The 17,224-nt window shown below is 44.4% G+C and carries 12 protein-coding genes and 2 tRNA genes; 5 read left to right on the forward strand and 9 right to left on the reverse strand.

Features of this window, described 5'->3' with window-relative positions; genetic code table 11:
* Positions 1–3: 3 nt before the first annotated feature.
* Positions 4–1,275: an adenylosuccinate synthase gene (locus BQ7489_RS01905; protein WP_072529818.1), complete on the forward strand. Its 1,272-nt coding sequence runs from the start codon at positions 4–6 to the stop codon at positions 1,273–1,275.
* Positions 1,276–1,351: 76 nt separating this feature from the next.
* Here the strand turns inward: BQ7489_RS01905 and BQ7489_RS01910 are convergent, their stop codons facing one another.
* On the reverse strand, positions 1,352–4,492 hold the full coding sequence (locus BQ7489_RS01910; RefSeq protein WP_072529819.1) for a DUF6298 domain-containing protein: 3,141 nt from the start codon (positions 4,490–4,492) through the stop codon (positions 1,352–1,354).
* Between the two features lie 208 nt (positions 4,493–4,700).
* Here BQ7489_RS01910 and BQ7489_RS01915 point away from each other — a divergent pair, with 208 nt between their 5' ends.
* Positions 4,701–6,647: an ABC-F family ATP-binding cassette domain-containing protein gene (locus BQ7489_RS01915; RefSeq protein ID WP_072531983.1), complete on the forward strand. Its 1,947-nt coding sequence runs from the start codon at positions 4,701–4,703 to the stop codon at positions 6,645–6,647.
* 37 nt (positions 6,648–6,684) lie between these two features.
* Positions 6,685–8,721 (forward strand): M13 family metallopeptidase, encoded by a 2,037-nt coding sequence (locus BQ7489_RS01920; RefSeq protein WP_072529820.1) that lies wholly within the window; start codon positions 6,685–6,687, stop codon positions 8,719–8,721.
* 130 nt (positions 8,722–8,851) lie between these two features.
* Here BQ7489_RS01920 and BQ7489_RS01925 read toward each other — a convergent pair whose 3' ends face one another.
* The 8 genes from BQ7489_RS01925 to BQ7489_RS01960 all read right to left on the reverse strand — a co-directional run bounded on the left by BQ7489_RS01925 (position 8,852) and on the right by BQ7489_RS01960 (position 16,696).
* The gene (locus tag BQ7489_RS01925) at positions 8,852–9,481 is read right to left on the reverse strand and encodes an outer membrane beta-barrel protein (RefSeq protein ID WP_072529821.1); all 630 of its coding nucleotides are present in this window, start codon (positions 9,479–9,481) and stop codon (positions 8,852–8,854) included.
* Between the two features lie 19 nt (positions 9,482–9,500).
* The gene (locus tag BQ7489_RS01930) at positions 9,501–10,124 is read right to left on the reverse strand and encodes a DUF4136 domain-containing protein (RefSeq protein WP_072529822.1); all 624 of its coding nucleotides are present in this window, start codon (positions 10,122–10,124) and stop codon (positions 9,501–9,503) included.
* Positions 10,125–10,225: 101 nt separating this feature from the next.
* Positions 10,226–10,780 carry a DUF4251 domain-containing protein gene (locus tag BQ7489_RS01935; RefSeq protein WP_072529823.1) on the reverse strand — a complete coding sequence of 185 codons (555 nt, stop codon included), beginning with the start codon at positions 10,778–10,780 and terminating at the stop codon, positions 10,226–10,228.
* Positions 10,781–11,070: 290 nt separating this feature from the next.
* Positions 11,071–12,264 (reverse strand): pyridoxal phosphate-dependent aminotransferase, encoded by a 1,194-nt coding sequence (locus BQ7489_RS01940; protein WP_072529824.1) that lies wholly within the window; start codon positions 12,262–12,264, stop codon positions 11,071–11,073.
* A 68-nt stretch (positions 12,265–12,332) separates the two neighbouring features.
* Positions 12,333–13,034, reverse strand: coding sequence for a Bax inhibitor-1/YccA family protein (locus tag BQ7489_RS01945; protein WP_072529825.1), 702 nt, complete (start codon positions 13,032–13,034; stop codon positions 12,333–12,335).
* Positions 13,035–13,110: 76 nt separating this feature from the next.
* On the reverse strand, positions 13,111–14,322 hold the full coding sequence (locus BQ7489_RS01950) for a bifunctional 3,4-dihydroxy-2-butanone-4-phosphate synthase/GTP cyclohydrolase II (RefSeq protein WP_072529826.1): 1,212 nt from the start codon (positions 14,320–14,322) through the stop codon (positions 13,111–13,113).
* 4 nt (positions 14,323–14,326) lie between these two features.
* On the reverse strand, positions 14,327–16,231 hold the full coding sequence (locus BQ7489_RS01955; protein ID WP_072529827.1) for an LptF/LptG family permease: 1,905 nt from the start codon (positions 16,229–16,231) through the stop codon (positions 14,327–14,329).
* Positions 16,232–16,312: 81 nt separating this feature from the next.
* Positions 16,313–16,696 carry an START-like domain-containing protein gene (locus tag BQ7489_RS01960; protein WP_072529828.1) on the reverse strand — a complete coding sequence of 128 codons (384 nt, stop codon included), beginning with the start codon at positions 16,694–16,696 and terminating at the stop codon, positions 16,313–16,315.
* 228 nt (positions 16,697–16,924) lie between these two features.
* On the opposite strand from BQ7489_RS01960, the gene BQ7489_RS01965 reads away from it, so the two are divergent.
* Positions 16,925–16,998: transfer RNA gene (locus BQ7489_RS01965), tRNA-Met, on the forward strand.
* 56 nt (positions 16,999–17,054) lie between these two features.
* Positions 17,055–17,128: transfer RNA gene (locus tag BQ7489_RS01970), tRNA-Met, on the forward strand.
* Positions 17,129–17,224 lie beyond the last annotated feature (96 nt).

Below are 17,224 nucleotides of genomic sequence, written 5' to 3' on the forward strand. Positions count from 1 at the left end.
GTCATGAAAGTAGATGTTTTGCTAGGATTGCAATGGGGCGATGAAGGTAAAGGTAAAGTCGTGGATGTACTGACTCCCCGTTATGATGTTGTCGCCCGATTCCAAGGTGGACCGAATGCAGGCCATACTCTTGAATTTGAAGGTCAGAAATATGTGCTCCGTTCAATTCCTTCGGGAATCTTTCAGGGAGATAAAGTAAATATTATCGGAAACGGTGTTGTTCTGGATCCGGCCTTGTTCAAGGCTGAAGCCGAAGCATTGGAAGCCAGCGGACATCCGTTGAAGGAACGTCTGCACATTTCGAAGAAGGCTCATCTTATACTGCCTACCCACCGTATTCTGGATGCTGCTTATGAAGCTGCCAAAGGTGCGTCAAAAGTAGGTACTACGGGTAAGGGGATCGGTCCTACCTATACCGATAAGGTAAGCCGTAACGGTTTGCGTATAGGTGATATCCTGCATAACTTTGAAGAAAAATATGCGGCTGCCAAAGCCCGTCATGAGGCTATCCTGAAGAGCCTGAACTATGAATATGATATCACTGAACTGGAAAAACAATGGATGGAAGGTATAGAATACCTGCGTCAGTTCCATCTGGTTGACAGTGAACATGAAATCAACAATCTGTTGAAGCAGGGCAAGAGTGTGCTTTGTGAAGGAGCTCAAGGTACGATGCTGGATGTGGATTTCGGATCTTATCCGTTTGTAACCTCATCCAATACCATCTGTGCTGGTGCGTGTACCGGTCTGGGACTGGGTCCTAACAAGATAGGTGAAGTATACGGTATCATGAAGGCTTATTGTACGCGTGTGGGTGCCGGTCCGTTCCCGACTGAACTGTTTGATGAAACAGGAAAGACAATCCGTGATCTGGGACATGAATATGGCGCAGTAACTGGTCGTGAACGTCGTTGCGGATGGGTTGACCTGGTGGCTTTACGGTATGCTATCATGATAAACGGTGTAACCAAGCTGATTCTGATGAAGAGTGACGTCCTTGACGGTTTCGATACAATCAAAGCCTGTGTAGCCTATAAGGTGAACGGTGAGGAAATTGATTATTTCCCATTCGATATTAGCGAGGGGGTAGAACCTGTATATGCTGAATTACCGGGATGGAAGACAGATATGACCAAGATGACCAGTGAAGATGAATTCCCTGAAGAATTCAACGCTTACATTTCGTTCCTGGAAGAACAGCTGGAAACTCCAATCAAGATTGTTTCTGTAGGCCCTGACCGTGAACAGACCATTGAACGTTATACTGAAGAATAAAACCTGATTTATAGCATAAAAAATAAAGGGATGCCAACGAGCATCCCTTTATTTTTTATGTGTTACACGTAATGGATTATCGGGCAACCTGGAGGAAGCAGACTGTATGGCTGGTAGGGGCGTTTAATGTGATAACAGTCCCTCCTTTAATTTTACGGTCTTTCCGGATAACGGTACCTGTAACAGGGTCAATCCAGTAGACCTTGAATTCGGAGGAATCACCGTTCAGGTCGAGAGCAGCCTGTTGCTGATGGCAATAGACGAGATAACCTTTCCCTTTCTTTCCCAGTACCCATTGCCGTCCGTGTTGTGTCTGTTCATCTATCGGTTGGAACGTGGAGGCTGTCTGGTAAACATCCACTTCATCGACGGGAGGGACCGGAGCCAGTGATCCTCCGGCCATGAAAACGGCCCATCCTGACAAGTTCCCCCGGTTATCTTCAGGCTTCTGTCCGTTATAGATGACTGCTTTTTCGGGATAGTTCATGCGATATTCCCTGACAGCACGGTAGATGGATTCGGCTGATGTCTTGCCCGGATCTATCAGCCTTGCCCATTGGCGTGGGGCTAGACTACGTCCTCCTTGAGGCTCATATAACGTCCCGTCGGTACGGTAATGCCATTGGCGGATATCAATGATATCGACCAGTTTCCGGTATTCCGGATCTTTCAGGATAGAATCCTGTACGTCTTTGGTAGCAGTCAATGCCACCAGTTGGTGCTGAGGACAAGCATTGATTTCTTCCAGCCAGAAACGGGTAAAGTGCAGCGGTCCGGTATATTCCATGCCTATGCTGTGTATTACCCCGTTATTGTTCCGGAAAGTATTGACACTTCCCCTGATCAGGATGCTATGGTACTTACGGATTATGGGACGGCTGATGTCATAGAACTGTTCGGCCATATATACACGTTTGTCTCCGGAGAAAAGTGTTTTTTCCGGAAATCCTACGTCATTGATGTTATTGGCCGATCTCCATGGATAGTCGCACCAGTGTGCACCTTCTTCAATGATGTTGTGCTGGTTGTAATGGTCATTGAACAGGATTAGTCCTTTTCTGTCGGCCAGGTCGGCAAATTGGCGCAGACGTTCAAAATACCAAGGGTTCAGCTTGTTCAGGTCGTACTTGCTGAGTCTGTCCTGTGCTTCCCCCTGACCACTACGGCTATAAGGATATTCGTTGAAGGGAGCCCAAACTTCGGCATCGGCCTGCATGTTTCTTTCATGGTCGTTGCGACGGCGTTCATACCACAATCCGGTACGGTGGAACAGGACATGTCCTCCTGATCTGACCAACTGTTCGGCTACACTGTCCGGCTCCTCTGTGAGTCCGTATCCTGTCCTTCCAGGATAGAAATGTGTAAGTGAACCCATACCTTGCCAATTGGTGGTACCGGGGAGGCGTTTTCCCGGATAAGTACCGTTAGTCATGATCTGGCTTCCTCTGACAATCCAACCGTTTGATATGGCCAAAGGTTCGGACATTTTAACTTTCATCTTTTTCGGGTACTGGAATCCGGTCTGAGAAAGATCGGGTACTTTTGTGATATCGTATACGATAGGATAAAGTACAGCCATACTGTCGATCCACCGATCCATGCGCATATCCGGTTTCAGGCTTTCTTTTGACATCCATGCCGCATATTCCACACTTGGTTTGGCCGTTTCTGACGTTTCGTATACGTAGATTTTTTTTGTTTCAACATCCTGTTTTTGTCCGGTACGTGCTTCAAGTTGCGCATAGAAAAAGCTTTCCGGTTTGATGAATGTATGCGAAAGCTGGTAATATCCGTTTCCATAGGGTTGTGTCCACATGCCATATGCCCAGTTATGGGCTGTAGGCGGAGTTACGCAGTGAGTCTGTGAAGCCCGTCCCTGCCAGATCAGGGAATTGGCTGCGGTCCATCCGGCCCCTTGGTCGGAAATATCTCTATAACCGTATTCCAATGCACCTCCCGATACGGTGACCTTATCCATGAGTATGCCGTTTGAAAATCCGCCGGTAGAACCACTGAAACTGTAAGGACGTTCGGAGTGGCATTGCACAAAAGCATTCGGTCCGGGGACTCCACGACCTACGCTGAAATCGCGGTAACCTTCTTCCGAATAACATCGTTGGAACAGGGTAAGCTGTCCCCATGTATGGAAAGCATAGCGACGGTGGTTGGCTATTTCTGAAACGGGTTGCAGAAACTTGCAGTCTTCAACGGTAATCTGACTGCTTCCTTCAAGCAACATGACGGCCGATCCGGCGAAATGTACGGCTTCCATCTGCCTTACCCATCCGTTCCGTATGTGGTTGAATGTGACTGCTTGCCAACGGTGGTTTTCGTCTTTCGGGTTATTTGCGTCGAAAGCCGATTCGAAACGCAGGTTTTCTATTCCGACATTCTCAATCCTGCCTTTCCATTCGAGCGGCAGGATATAGCCTCCTCCGTATTGGGGGTCGAGGCTTAAGGTTAGAGGAATATCTATCTCAATACCGGTTCCGGTAACGGCCTTGACCGTACGTTCCCATGTCATGTCGTATTGTCCGGGTTTCCATTTCGAAAAGTTGTATTCCTGTTGGTTGCCCAGCCGGTCGGTTCCGAGTTCCTCCAGCCATGCGGCAGTAGATGGTCGTACTACCCGTATACGGTCGCCGGCTTTCAGTTTTCCTTTGTCTGCCATCGGAATGAAAGTAGATCCTACCGGAATATAAGTCTTGTCTGCCTGTAAAGTATCTCCGGTACGGGCATCGTCTGTGCCCAGAACACGGACTACTTCGTTTTTCATGAAGCCTTCTCCCAGGATTGTAGTTCCATTTTCTTTGTATCCGCTTCCTCGCAGGACAATGCCACCGTGGCGTATCAGCAGCTGGCCTTTGACATGAAATGTACCAGGCATGAGTTGTACAGCCCCTCTGAATCCGTCTTTTCCGACAGGCTGTGAAGCTACGTAATCGATAGCCTGTTGGATGAGTCGGGTATCATCATTCCCGCTTGGACGGATATAGACCTTGGCTTTGACAGTAGGAATGGGACTTTCGGATTGTCTGTATCCGCAGAAAGAGAAATCGGGCACTTTATCTCCGTTTTGATAGGGGAAGATAATGATATGGCCATCTTCCGTAACATGGATAGGCATACCGGGTGTAGTCTTGAAATGTGCGTCAAGGTTAATGCAAGTGCTTATTCCGACAGTAAGCAGAAGCATGTTTTTAAGTATGTGTTTCATAATATCAAGTTAAGCATATAATGCAAATATAGCCAATTGTTACGGATTCGTATTCTTTTTACCAGGCTTTTCGGGAAAGGTAGCGGGTATGGAACTGGATTTTGTGTCTGATAAAAAGGAAAAAGATATAGAATGTAGATGTTTTTGGGGTGTATTTCTGTCAAAAATAGTACCTTTGCCCATACATTTGTATTGTAGCAGAAACTTTATGATTTCAATAGAAAAACTGAAGGTAGAGTTTGGAGTGACTCCTTTATTTGAAGACGTTTCGTTTGTTATCAATAAAAAGGACCGGATAGCGCTGGTCGGCAAAAACGGAGCGGGCAAATCTACCATGTTGAAAATATTGGCAGGTCTGCAGCAGCCTACTGAAGGTACCGTGTCGGTACAACGTGGAATAACAATCGGTTATTTGCCTCAGGTTATGATACTGAGTGATACACGTACTGTCATGGCAGAAGCAGAGATGGCATTCGAACATATATTCGAACTGCAGGACCGCTTGGCGAAGATGAATCAGGAACTGGCCGACCGTACAGATTATGACTCGGAAAGTTATCATGAGCTGATAGAACGTTTTACACATGATAACGAACGTTTTCTGATGATGGGAGGAACCAATTACAAAGCGGAAATAGAACGTACACTGGTTGGTTTGGGCTTTAACCGTTCTGACTTTGACCGTCCTACAAGTGAATTCAGCGGTGGCTGGAGAATGCGTATTGAATTGGCCAAGCTGTTGCTCCGGCGTCCGGATGTGCTGTTGCTTGACGAACCTACCAACCACTTGGATATAGAAAGTATCCAATGGCTGGAGAATTTCCTGAAGATGAGTCCGGGAGCAGTGGTATTGGTCAGCCATGACCGTGCTTTCATCAATAATGTGACAAACCGTACCATTGAGATTTCGTGCGGCCATATCTATGACTATAAGGTCCCTTATGATGAATTTGTAGTGTTACGTAAGGAACGACGCGAGCAACAGTTACGTGCATATGAAAACCAACAGAAGGAAATAAAGGATACAGAAGATTTCATTGAACGTTTCCGGTATAAGGCGACTAAGGCGGTTCAGGTACAGAGCCGTATCAAGCAGTTGGAGAAGATTGTTCCGATTGAGATTGATGAGGAGGACAGATCGACATTACGTCTGAAGTTCCCGCCGGCTATACGTTCCGGAAATTATCCGGTTATCTGTGAGAATGTGAAGAAGGCTTATGGTGATCATGTTGTGTTTCACGATGTAAATATGACTATTCACCGGGGAGAGAAGGTGGCTTTTGTCGGAAAAAACGGAGAGGGAAAATCTACCTTGGTGAAATGTATTATGGATCAGATACCCTACGAGGGTAAACTGGTTATAGGACACAATGTTGAAATCGGGTATTTCGCGCAGAACCAGGCTCAGTTATTGGATGAGAATCTGACTGTATTCGATACGATAGACCGTGTGGCCAAAGGAGATATACGGTTGAAGATCAGAGATATCTTGGGAGCATTCATGTTCGGTGGTGAAGCTTCCGACAAAAAGGTGAAAGTGCTTTCCGGAGGTGAAAGGAGTCGTCTGGCCATGATCAAGCTTTTGCTGGAGCCTGTGAATCTACTGATACTGGATGAACCGACGAACCATTTGGACATGCGTTCGAAGGATGTCTTGAAGGATGCTATCAAGGAATTTGACGGAACTGTAATCGTTGTATCACACGACCGTGAATTTCTCGACGGACTGGTTACCAAAGTCTATGAGTTCGGAGGCGGGCTGGTAAAAGAGCATCTGGGAGGTATCTACGATTTTCTCCAGAAGAAGAAAATGGAGAGCCTGAATGAACTTCAACTCAGCCAATCGCCTGTTGTATCAGACACTAAAGAAAAAATAACAGTTCCTGCCAGTGATAACAAACTTTCTTATGAAGCTCAGAAAGAACAGAATAAGAAGATCCGTAAATTTGAGAAACAGATAGAAGACTGTGAAGTGAGGATTGAAAAGCTGGAACAGCAGATTGCGGAACTGGAACTCCAGTTGGCCACTCCAGAGGGAGCTTCCGATATGCAGCTGTATGAACAGTATCAGCAATTGAAAAAACAGGAGTCTGATGCGGAAGACGAGTGGGAAAACCTATCGATAGAGTTGGACAACTTCAAACAAAACCTGTAGCTTGTATGTAAATTATCAATATTTTAATAAATAAGATATGAAGACAAAACAATGTGTAGCTATTGCGGCAATCATTTTAGCTGCGATGACTGGCTGTTCGAGCCAGAAGGAAGTCAAGAACACTTCCGGTCTGGATCTGACCAATATGGATACGACAGCCGTAGCCGGTCAGGATTTTTTCCAGTATGTATGTGGAGGATGGAACAAGAAACATCCGTTGACTGCTGAATATTCCCGTTTCGGTTCATTTGATCTGTTGGCTGAAAACAACCAGAAGCAGATCCGTGAACTGATTGAGGGACTGGCTTCCCAGAAGGCTGAGGCTGGAAGTGCAGCCCAGAAAATCGGGGATCTGTATAATCTGGCGATGGATAGTGTGACCTTGAATAAACAAGGTTATGAACCGATCAAGGCTCAGTTGGACAAGATTTCGGCCTTGAAAGATAAGAATGAAATCATTCCGATGGTTGCCGAACTCCGTATGCAGGGAATCGGGACCTATTTCAACAGCTATGTGTATGCTGATCCGAAGAACAGTAGTCTGAATCTGTTCCAGATGGGACAGGGAGGTATTAACCTGGGTGAAAAAGAATATTATCTGGATAATGACAGTATAACCAGTAATATCCGTGAACAGTATAAGAACTATATAACTAAGCTGTTCATGTTGGCCGGTTTCAGTAATGAGGAAGCCACACAGAAGATGAATGATGTGATGGAAATTGAAACTGCCATTGCAAAAGTTTCACGCAGTGCGACAGAGTTGCGTGATCCGGAAGCCAACTATCATAAGATGTCGTATGCCGACCTGAAAAAAAACATTTCTGGCATTGACTGGGATGCCTATTTGAAAGGACTGGGTGTGGCTAACATCGATGAACTGAATGTAGAGCAGGTTGAGCCGATACAGGAAGTGGGCCGACTGATCAATACATTACCTCTTTCCAAGCATATCTCTTATCTGCAGTACAACCTGATTGATGCTGCGGCTTCTTGTTTGAGTGACGATTTTGTCAATGCAAGATTTGATTTCTATGGCAAAGTCTTGTCTGGACGTCAGGCTAACCAGCCGCGTTGGAAACGTGCTGTCAACTCTGTAAACAGTCTGTTGGGTGAGTTGGTAGGTCAGATGTATGTAGAAAAATATTTCTCGGCAGCAGCCAAGGAGCGTATGGTGAATCTGGTTAAGAACCTGCAATCGGCTTTAGGCGAGCGCATCAATGCACAGGAATGGATGAGTGACAGTACTAAGGTTCGCGCTCAGGAGAAGCTTGCTACCTTCCATGTAAAGGTAGGCTATCCCGATAAGTGGAAAGATTATTCCGACCTGAAGGTTGAGAAGGATTCATATTGGGCTAATGTTTGCCGTGCGGCTGAATGGAGTACGAAAGATAATTATAGCCGTTTGGGCAAACCTGTTGACAAAGACGAATGGCTGATGACTCCACAGACTGTAAATGCTTACTATAACCCGTCGACAAATGAAATTTGTTTCCCTGCCGCTATCCTGCAGTATCCGTTCTTTGACATGGATGCAGACGATGCGTTCAATTATGGAGCCATCGGTGTAGTTATCGGTCATGAAATGACCCATGGATTCGATGACCAGGGCCGTCAGTTCGACAAAGACGGAAACTTGAAAGACTGGTGGGCCGAAGGTGACGCTGAACGCTTTAACGAACGTGCAAAGGTTATGGTTGATTTCTTCAATAAGATAGAAGTCTTACCGGGGTTGTATGCAAACGGTGAGTTGACGCTGGGTGAAAATCTGGCCGATCACGGAGGTTTGAACGTTGCTTATCTGGCTTATAAGAATGCAACAAAGGATGCACCGCTGGAAGATAAGGACGGGTTTACAGCCGATCAGCGTTTCTTTATCGCTTACGCTACATTGTGGGCCGGTAATATCCGTGACGAGCAGATACGTGTATATACCAAATCCGATCCTCATTCACTGGGCAGATGGCGTGTAAACGGTGCATTGCCACATATTCAGGCATGGTACGATGCGTTTAACATTACGGAAAAAGATCCGTTATATGTAGCTCCAGAAAACCGGGTAAATATCTGGTAATATCAGTATTCTCGAGAAAACCATAAAAGAAAATGGCATGTGCAAATGAAATATTGAATTCATTTCGCATGCCATTTTTCATATCAATAAGTCACAGGGAGATGGTTGTTTTACTGTAAGGTTTGTTTGTTCAGAATATAACACCTAAACGGAAGCCCACGTTGTTCTGTCCGTCGATATCACAGGTCAATGTCTGTGTACGGTTTGTGGCATAGCTGTAATATCCGGCTATGTGAAATCCCAGGTTTCTATGTTTTATCGGATATATTTTAAGACCTATTTCGGGGGAGGCATAGAATCCCCAACTCTTGTCGTATAGGCCACCTGTTCCGAAATAAGTGGTATTGCGGGCAAACATGGCACCCAGTTTCACTCCCACATAAGGGTAGACGTATCTTGAGTTGAATGTATAGTCAAGTGCGGCTCCGAAAGGAATCTGGAATGCAGAACGCTGTTGGTCGGTAGTGAGACTTTCCGTAGGCGAAAGGCTTATGGTTTGCCGTGCTACATAAGAGTGGTTTGTATGAAATGAGATGAAGGCTCCGGCAGATATATTGTTTGTCAAATTGTACATTCCTTCAAAATTCATACCCCATCCGCTTATCTTGTCGGCAAAGCCGGTAGAAAACGGAGCGTTCATCTGCCAGTCTATAGTGAGATGTACTTTCCGCTGTGAGACATATTGCGCCTGTGCTTGAGAAGTAAAGCATAAGCTCATGCATCCTGCCAGCAGAAGTGTGGCTATGTATTTCTTTTTCATTGTATTTACCTCCGTTTTTTTATTTTGTTGATTGGATATAAGATGATTGCTCGAATGCCTGATCAATGGCATTGGTCATCAGTCGGATATTGTACCAGGAACTGTATTGGTATCCCGAAGCGTTGGCATACCATACGACAGGGAGTTTGGCATTCTCTGTACGGCTATCTGACAGATCTACCATTTCTATGACAAGTGTATTGGTGTCATAGCTGTAACTTACAGGATAGGGGTAGTACCATCCGCCCCACCAAGGGCCCCAGTAGCCGTAATCCCACCAGCCTCCCCAGTATCCTCCGCTTACTACGTGCGTTGTTTGTGATACATAGGAAAGTTGTATGCCGAGGTCGGCATCATCTTTTTGTTCCGGGTCGGTGATGCGCCGGTATCCACGGTTATTCATCTGTGTCTCTACCGTATTGATCAGCTTCTGGGCATTTTCATCCTTCCAGTAGGTGTCATGCTGCCCTGCTTCCAGAATGCTGTCTGGTAAGAAGTAGGTCTGGAATTTACTGAAGTCAGTATTGTTGTCATAATCAGTATAGACAACCATATTGGAATCCAGTTGTTCCATGTCTGGGTCTTTTTCGCATGATGTCATGGCTAATGTTGTCATACATGCCAGCAATAGAAATTTTTTCATAATTCCAATGATTGTTATATAGTTGGGAAATCCTGGATATGGGATTTCCCTTTATGGATTTTAAAGGTTTGTTTGAGTTTAGGACATTTTTTATGCTTGTTTCAGATGGAACGTCCCTTGAACACATTGCTTTTGTGAAGTGGTACGATGACTCCGCTGAGTGACAGGCGGTTCGAATTGAAGTTCGGAGTTATATCCACTCTGGCATTATTATTCCCATAGTAAAGTGTAATGTTTATACGGGCAGAAATTCCGGATCCTGTAACATTAAAAGAAAGGTAGATATTACCTTTTTTATCTTTATCCAGTTTATAATCTGAAAAACGTCCGTCTACAGTGACACCTCCCAATCCGTTGGGACCACTTATTGGAATATTGAATGCTACCTGTACGGTTGCCTGGTCATCCTGTACCGAAACGAAGTTGGTATTGGATGTTACATAGGCGGTTTGTCCATATTTGAAGATGACTTTGTCGGCTTCCAAAGTGAAGGCGCGGTCGTTGATAGCTTGTTCAGCTTCGGCAAATTGCAAACTGTCGATTCGTTCCTGGAGTGCCTTTTTCTCGGCTTTGGTTAATTCTTCTTTTTCCTGTGCTGCGGCGTTTCCTGCCAGCATGAGCATGAATAACGCCATGATAAATGTAAATCTTTTCATTGTTCAAAACTTTTTTATATAACAAATGATTTATCTATTTGTTTGTAATTATAATAAGTTTCGATGGTTTTTACTGCTTTTATTGTGATTAATATTGTTTAAGAAGTCTTTTCTTTATCTTTTTTTAATTATTTATGCTGCCATGTATAATTTTTATAATGAGGTTGGAAATATATCTGTTCCGTTTATCAGACAGTGAAGGTATACCTATTTAAAATAACGGAAAAGGCTGTCTCAGAGTAGTTCTACTCCGAAACAGCCTTTTCTGTTATTGTGTGTTATCTATTTTCTTATTTCAGACGGGCCAGGGTCTCTTTGATACGGCGCATGGATTCCACGATGTTTTCATCAGATGTGGCATAACTCATGCGGATACATTCAGGGGCACCGAAAGAAGTTCCACCTACACAAGCTACATGGCCAACTTCGAGCAGGTACATAGCCAGGTCATCGGCATTGTTGATTACACGGTCACCGTCTTTCTTACCGAAGAAAGAGTCACATTTCGGGAACAGGTAGAATGCGCCTTGCGGAACATTGACTTCGAATCCCGGAATTTCCTTTGCCAGTTTTACAATCAGGTCGCGACGGCGTTCGAAGGCTTTGCGCATGGCTTCAACAGGTTCCTGTGTTCCTGTATAGGCGGCTTCTGCAGCCTTTTGTGATACAGAACAAGGGCCGGAAGTATATTGTCCCTGCAGTTTGTTCACACCTTTTACAATCCATTCGGGACCGGCAATGAAACCGATACGCCATCCTGTCATTGCATAGGCTTTTGATACACCGTTAATGATTACGACACGATCCTTGATTTCAGCAAACTGGGCGATACTCTGATGTTTCCCGATGTAGTTGATATGTTCATAGATTTCATCTGCAATGACAATTACACGTTCATGTTTTGCTATTACAGCTGCCAGTCCGGCCAGTTCTTCCTGTGAATAGACAGAACCTGTCGGGTTTGACGGAGAACAGAGAATCAATGCACGTGTCTTAGGAGTTATGGCAGCTTCCAGCTGTGCCGGGGTTATCTTGAAGTCCTGGTCAATTCCGGCACGTACGATAACTGGAGTACCTTCGGCCAGTTTTACCATCTCCGGATAGCTTACCCAATAGGGAGCCGGAACGATGACTTCGTCTCCTTTGTTGATCAGGGCCAAGACCGTGTTACAGACAGATTGTTTGGCACCGTTTGCACAGCTGATCTGGGCAGCAGTATATTCCAGACCGTTTTCATTTTTCAGTTTAGCTACAATGGCATTACGCAATGCCGGGTAACCAGCCACAGGAGAATAACGGGAATAGTTTTCGTCAATAGCTTTCTTGGCTGCTTCTTTGATATGATCCGGTGTATTGAAGTCCGGTTCACCTACACTAAGATTAATTACATCAACACCTTGTGCTTTAAGTTCACTGCTCTTTTGTGACATAGCCAATGTCGCAGACGGTGACAGGCTATTCAAACGATCTGAAAGTTGATTCATATTGTTTAGTTTTAGTTCGATTTTTTTGCAAAATAAGTGATATTCTTTCATATAAAGAAAAAAAACGATTATTTTCTGTCACCTAGTAAGCGTAAAAGGTAAAGGAACAGATTAATGAAATCCAGGTAAAGGGTCATGGCACCTAACAGGGCGATTTTCTGGGTCGTTTCATTGACTTCCATGTCATCGGCCGACAGTAGCCGTTTGATTTTCTGGGTATCGTATGCTGTCAGTCCTACGAAAAGTAATACTCCGATGTATGAGATGACAACATCCATCATTGCACTTTTGAGGAACAGGTTGACCAATGAAGCGATAATTATTCCTATCAGTGCCATAATGCAGATATTTCCGATTTTGCTAAGGTCTTTTTTCGTTACATATCCGAATATAGCCATGACTGCGAATGTTCCGGCTGTAATGAAGAATGTACTTGCAATGGAGGCTGCCGTATAGATGGCGAAGATAAATGAAAGCGTCACACCGTTCAGTATGGAATATAGAATGAAAAGGACGGTTGCCTTGGTGAATGAAATACTGCTGATCCGTGCAGACAGATACCATACAACACCTATTTCAGCAATCAGTAATCCCCAGAAAAGTAGTGAATTCTGGGCGATAGCTGCCAATAGTGTATATGATTTGGCTACATACATGGCTACAAAGGCAGTAATGACAAGTGCCAGTGTCATCCATACATAGACGCTTCGGAATAATGTAATTTGTGCAGCTTTGGCTGCATAAGGTTTGGCTAATTGATTCATTTCCATAGTTTATATGATTTTAATGATTGTTCTTAATCGGGGGGATTGCCTTTGACACCCCCCGATTCTTATTGTCTGTGGTTCATTTAAAATGTAAGGTATGTCCCATACGCATCTTCTTGGTTAGGAGATAGCGTTCGTTGTACTTGTTCGGAGTGACTTCGATAGGTACATTTTCAGTGATTTCCAGTCCGTAAGCTTCCAGTCCTACGCGTTTTACTGGATTATTGGTTAGCAGACGCATTTTCCGGATGCCAATTTCACGCAGAATCTGTGCACCTACACCATAGTCGCGTTCATCGGCTTGATGTCCCAGGCAGAGGTTGGCGTCTACCGTATCCATACCTTCTTCCTGAAGTTTGTAGGCTTTCATCTTTTCCATCAGTCCTATTCCGCGGCCTTCCTGGTTCAGGTAGATAACGGCTCCTTTTCCTTCTTTCTCGATCAGTTGCATGGCTTTGTGCAGCTGCTCTCCACAGTCGCATCGCATCGAGCCGAAAATGTCGCCTGTAGCGCAGGAGGAATGGACCCGTACCAATACCGGTTCATTTTCTTCAAACGAACCTTTAATCAAGGCCACATGTTCCAGACCGTTACTTTTCTGGCGGAAGGGAATCAGACGGAAATGACCGTATTCGGTAGGCATATCCACTTCCACTCCTTTTTCTACCAATGATTCCTGTTTCAGTCGGTAAGCGATCAGATCGGCTATGGAAATCAGTTTGAATCCGTACTCATCCGCCATTTTCCGTAATTCCGGCAGGCGTGCCATTGTTCCGTCTTCATTCATGACTTCCATCAGTGCAGCTGCCGGATAAAGGCCTGCCAATTTTGCCATGTCAATGGAGGCTTCTGTGTGTCCTGCACGGCGGAGTACTCCTTTATCTTGTGCATATAGCGGATTTACATGTCCGGGGCGCCCGAAGGTTTCGGGGCGGGAGTTCGGATCGGCTAATGCACGGATTGTTGCGGCACGGTCGGCTGCAGAGACTCCTGTAGTACAGCCTTCCAGTTTATCGATAGTTACAGTAAAAGGAGTTCCAAGGACAGATGTGTTGTTTGAAACCTGATGTGGCAAGTCAAGTTCCTGGCAGCGCGACAAAGTAATCGGAGCACAGAGTACACCTCTTGCATGTTTCAGCATGAAGTTGACTTTCTCTGGAGTAATGAGTTCGGCGGCAATGATCAGGTCGCCTTCGTTTTCGCGGTCTTCGTCGTCGACAACAATGACAAATTCACCTTTACGAAAGTCCTCAATGGCTTCTTCAATTGTGTTCAATTTAATTTTGTCCATAGTGCTATTGTATATCTAAATGTTGTTTTGTTATTTCTTGCTGTATGTTTTTATTTGTCTGTATAATGGTTTTCAGGTCTTTTCCTAACCGTCTCCGGTATCTCCATATATTCAGGTAGATAAGGATTCCGGCGGGAACTGCCAGACCGAGGAGGATGTTCAGATACAGATTGTCCGATACACTCTTGTGAGCTTTAACGGATAAGAACGGATAATTGTTCAGATAATTGATCAGAATCGGGTCTTTGGTGTTCGACAGTTCTTCGATGAGGCTTTCCAACCGTTCGCTGATCTCTGCTATAGCATTGTCGTGCGTATGGTTGGTAAAGATCTTGAAATAGTTCGGCATCTTGTTCAGTCTGTGAATCTGCAGGTAAGCTTCACAGCCGGCCGTTATGTCACCCAGAATATGCATGTCTTGTGCATAGTCTGGATTCTCAATGATCACTTCTTTCTTGAACAGGTGTCGTGAAGAGCGGATTCCGAACAGTTTCCGGAAGAATCCGGTGTAGACATCGATATTGAATACAACGGAATCCTTGTTTGATTTATAAGTTAGGAACCCTCCCAGAGGTGCCAGTACCAGCGTACTCATCCATGTACCCAGCACAATATTCATTTCACCGCTTTTCCCTACGCGGGTTGCACCGGAATCTATAATATAGTAAATTACGAATATCAGGACTGACAGTACTACAGGCATTCCCAGACCACCTTTCCGGATAATCGCACCCAAAGGGGCTCCGATGAAGAAGAAACAGAGGCATGCCAGTGACAGGGTAATTTTTTTATGCCAGTCGGACCGATGGGTACGTATATCTCGGTCTGTATCTTTTGTCAGATAGCTTTTCATACTCCAGTCGGACGACAGGGATGATGTCCGGCTGTTGGCATTATTCAATACTTTTAACTTTTCTGCCGAAGTCATAGAGTTGTATACACTGTCGGTATTAATTACCGTAATGCGCTTTTCCTGCAGACGGATGGAATCTTGTCTGCTCAGAATCGGAGCTTTGAAGGTTGTCTTCATTACATCTTTATACATGGAACGGCCCACACTGTCTGCAAAGTTATTGAGTGAGTCGATTGCCAGCGATATTTCACGCATGTTTTTGATGTCTGAACGGCGGTCCAGAAAACTTCCGTCTACCATATTGAATTCGGTATTGAATTCAATCAATGTATGTTTTTCCTTGAATGTTTCACGGCGGTAGGGTACACTGTTGGATAAAACAGACTGCGATTTCAGATTTTCAAACTGTTCTCCATTATATAAATGCAGAAAAAGATGTTGTTTGTCGGCCGTCAGGTCCAGTTTCCCTTCTTCCGCCCATATGATGTGTGCATTATCGAATCCGTCTGAAAAGTTATAGATGAGTATGTCTTTCAGTAATCCGGTTTCACGGTCTTTGTGCTTGACATAAATGTTATAGCCTTCGATATCTGTATAGAATACCCCTTCAGGAATGTCTACTTCTGGCGATTTCTGTTTCATGGAAACCAGTAGCGTCCATAATTGTTTTTGGGCTTTCGGGCCTATTACATTCTGGAAATAGAATGACATGAGTCCCAGAAAAACACAAAAAAGGATAATCGGGCGCATGATACGTAACAGCGGAATGCCAGCAGCCTTCATGGACAGAAGCTCATATCGTTCTCCGAAATTACCGAATGTCATCAGGGCGGCAAGCAGGATTGCCAATGGCAGTGACATGGGTATCAGGGTAAGGCCCGAATAGAAGAAGAATTGGGCAAGAACACTAATTTCCAAACCTTTACCGACCAGCTCATCGACGTATCTCCATAAGAACTGCATCATAAAGATGAATAGGCAGATAAAGAAAGTTCCACAAAAGAGGAGCAGGAAGCTTTTGAGGACGAATATATCGAGTTTTTTTATGCGTAGCATTCTCTATTTATAAATAATTATCAGAGTGCAAAAGTAGCATAAAAAATGGAGAGGCAAATGAAGTTTTTTATATTTTTAAAATTATACGCCGCAGGTTCTTCTCAAAACGTCTATTTGTGAATTCCAAAGGTTGATGGTATCTTCCTCTTCCGATGTATCTGTAAAATCGGTGACGATCAGTTCATAGTCGTTTGTCAGTTCATTATATTGGATTTTAAGCTCGAAATAGGTCTTGGGCTCTTCATCTGTCCAATGGAATCTGATAAAGTATTCATTTCGTAGATTGATAATTTCTGCGGTGCGGGTTTCTGTCTTTCCCCATTGGAAGGTAAATATTTTGTTTTCTGTCTTTGTCACTTTGTCGGCAAACCATCTTTGCAGTCCGGAAGGAGTGCTGATAGCTCCCCAAAGTACAGTTCCCGATGCTGGATTTAACGGGTATTCAATGTGAATTTTCTTTTTCATATAATTCCTCTTAAAGGCTATTAGGATTCGGGGGCAAAGTAAACTAATTTTTTTATATTTCATGTCTGATAGTTCTTTTTTTTATATTTCTCCTGAAAAAGTATTGGAAAGTATCTGTCCGGATGAATGATATGTGAGGCGTTTTGAAAAAATATAAAAGAAAAATAAGAGGAGATGTTGCATAATTGAAAAACTTGTCCTACCTTTGCACCCGCAATCGAGAAAGATGGCGGGATAGCTCAGCTGGTTAGAGCGCATGATTCATAATCATGAGGTCCCCGGTTCAATCCCGGGTCCCGCTACAATCAAAGATTTTACCGTTGGGTGGCTTCCACGCCTGGCGGTTTTCATAGAAGATGGCGGGATAGCTCAGCTGGTTAGAGCGCATGATTCATAATCATGAGGTCCCCGGTTCAATCCCGGGTCCCGCTACATGAGACATCCTGTAATGGATGTCTTTTTTTATTCCTTTTCCTCTTTTTTTGTAATGAAAAAATGGTGGCCGGTACTTTGTAGGCAGTTGATCCG

The sequence above is a fragment of the Bacteroides ilei genome, assembly GCF_900128495.1.
GTDB lineage: Bacteria > Bacteroidota > Bacteroidia > Bacteroidales > Bacteroidaceae > Phocaeicola > Phocaeicola ilei.

Excerpts from the sequence above, each read along its gene's own strand:
- BQ7489_RS01905 (WP_072529818.1), top strand. The coding sequence starts at position 4 with ATGAAAGTAGATGTTTTGCTAGGATTGCAATGGGGCGATGAAGGTAAA.
- BQ7489_RS01910 (WP_072529819.1), bottom strand. The coding sequence starts at position 4,492 with ATGAAACACATACTTAAAAACATGCTTCTGCTTACTGTCGGAATAAGC.
- BQ7489_RS01915 (WP_072531983.1), top strand. The coding sequence starts at position 4,701 with ATGATTTCAATAGAAAAACTGAAGGTAGAGTTTGGAGTGACTCCTTTA.
- BQ7489_RS01920 (WP_072529820.1), top strand. The coding sequence starts at position 6,685 with ATGAAGACAAAACAATGTGTAGCTATTGCGGCAATCATTTTAGCTGCG.
- BQ7489_RS01925 (WP_072529821.1), bottom strand. The coding sequence starts at position 9,481 with ATGAAAAAGAAATACATAGCCACACTTCTGCTGGCAGGATGCATGAGC.
- BQ7489_RS01930 (WP_072529822.1), bottom strand. The coding sequence starts at position 10,124 with ATGAAAAAATTTCTATTGCTGGCATGTATGACAACATTAGCCATGACA.
- BQ7489_RS01935 (WP_072529823.1), bottom strand. The coding sequence starts at position 10,780 with ATGAAAAGATTTACATTTATCATGGCGTTATTCATGCTCATGCTGGCA.
- BQ7489_RS01940 (WP_072529824.1), bottom strand. The coding sequence starts at position 12,264 with ATGAATCAACTTTCAGATCGTTTGAATAGCCTGTCACCGTCTGCGACA.
- BQ7489_RS01945 (WP_072529825.1), bottom strand. The coding sequence starts at position 13,034 with ATGGAAATGAATCAATTAGCCAAACCTTATGCAGCCAAAGCTGCACAA.
- BQ7489_RS01950 (WP_072529826.1), bottom strand. The coding sequence starts at position 14,322 with ATGGACAAAATTAAATTGAACACAATTGAAGAAGCCATTGAGGACTTT.
- BQ7489_RS01955 (WP_072529827.1), bottom strand. The coding sequence starts at position 16,231 with ATGCTACGCATAAAAAAACTCGATATATTCGTCCTCAAAAGCTTCCTG.
- BQ7489_RS01960 (WP_072529828.1), bottom strand. The coding sequence starts at position 16,696 with ATGAAAAAGAAAATTCACATTGAATACCCGTTAAATCCAGCATCGGGA.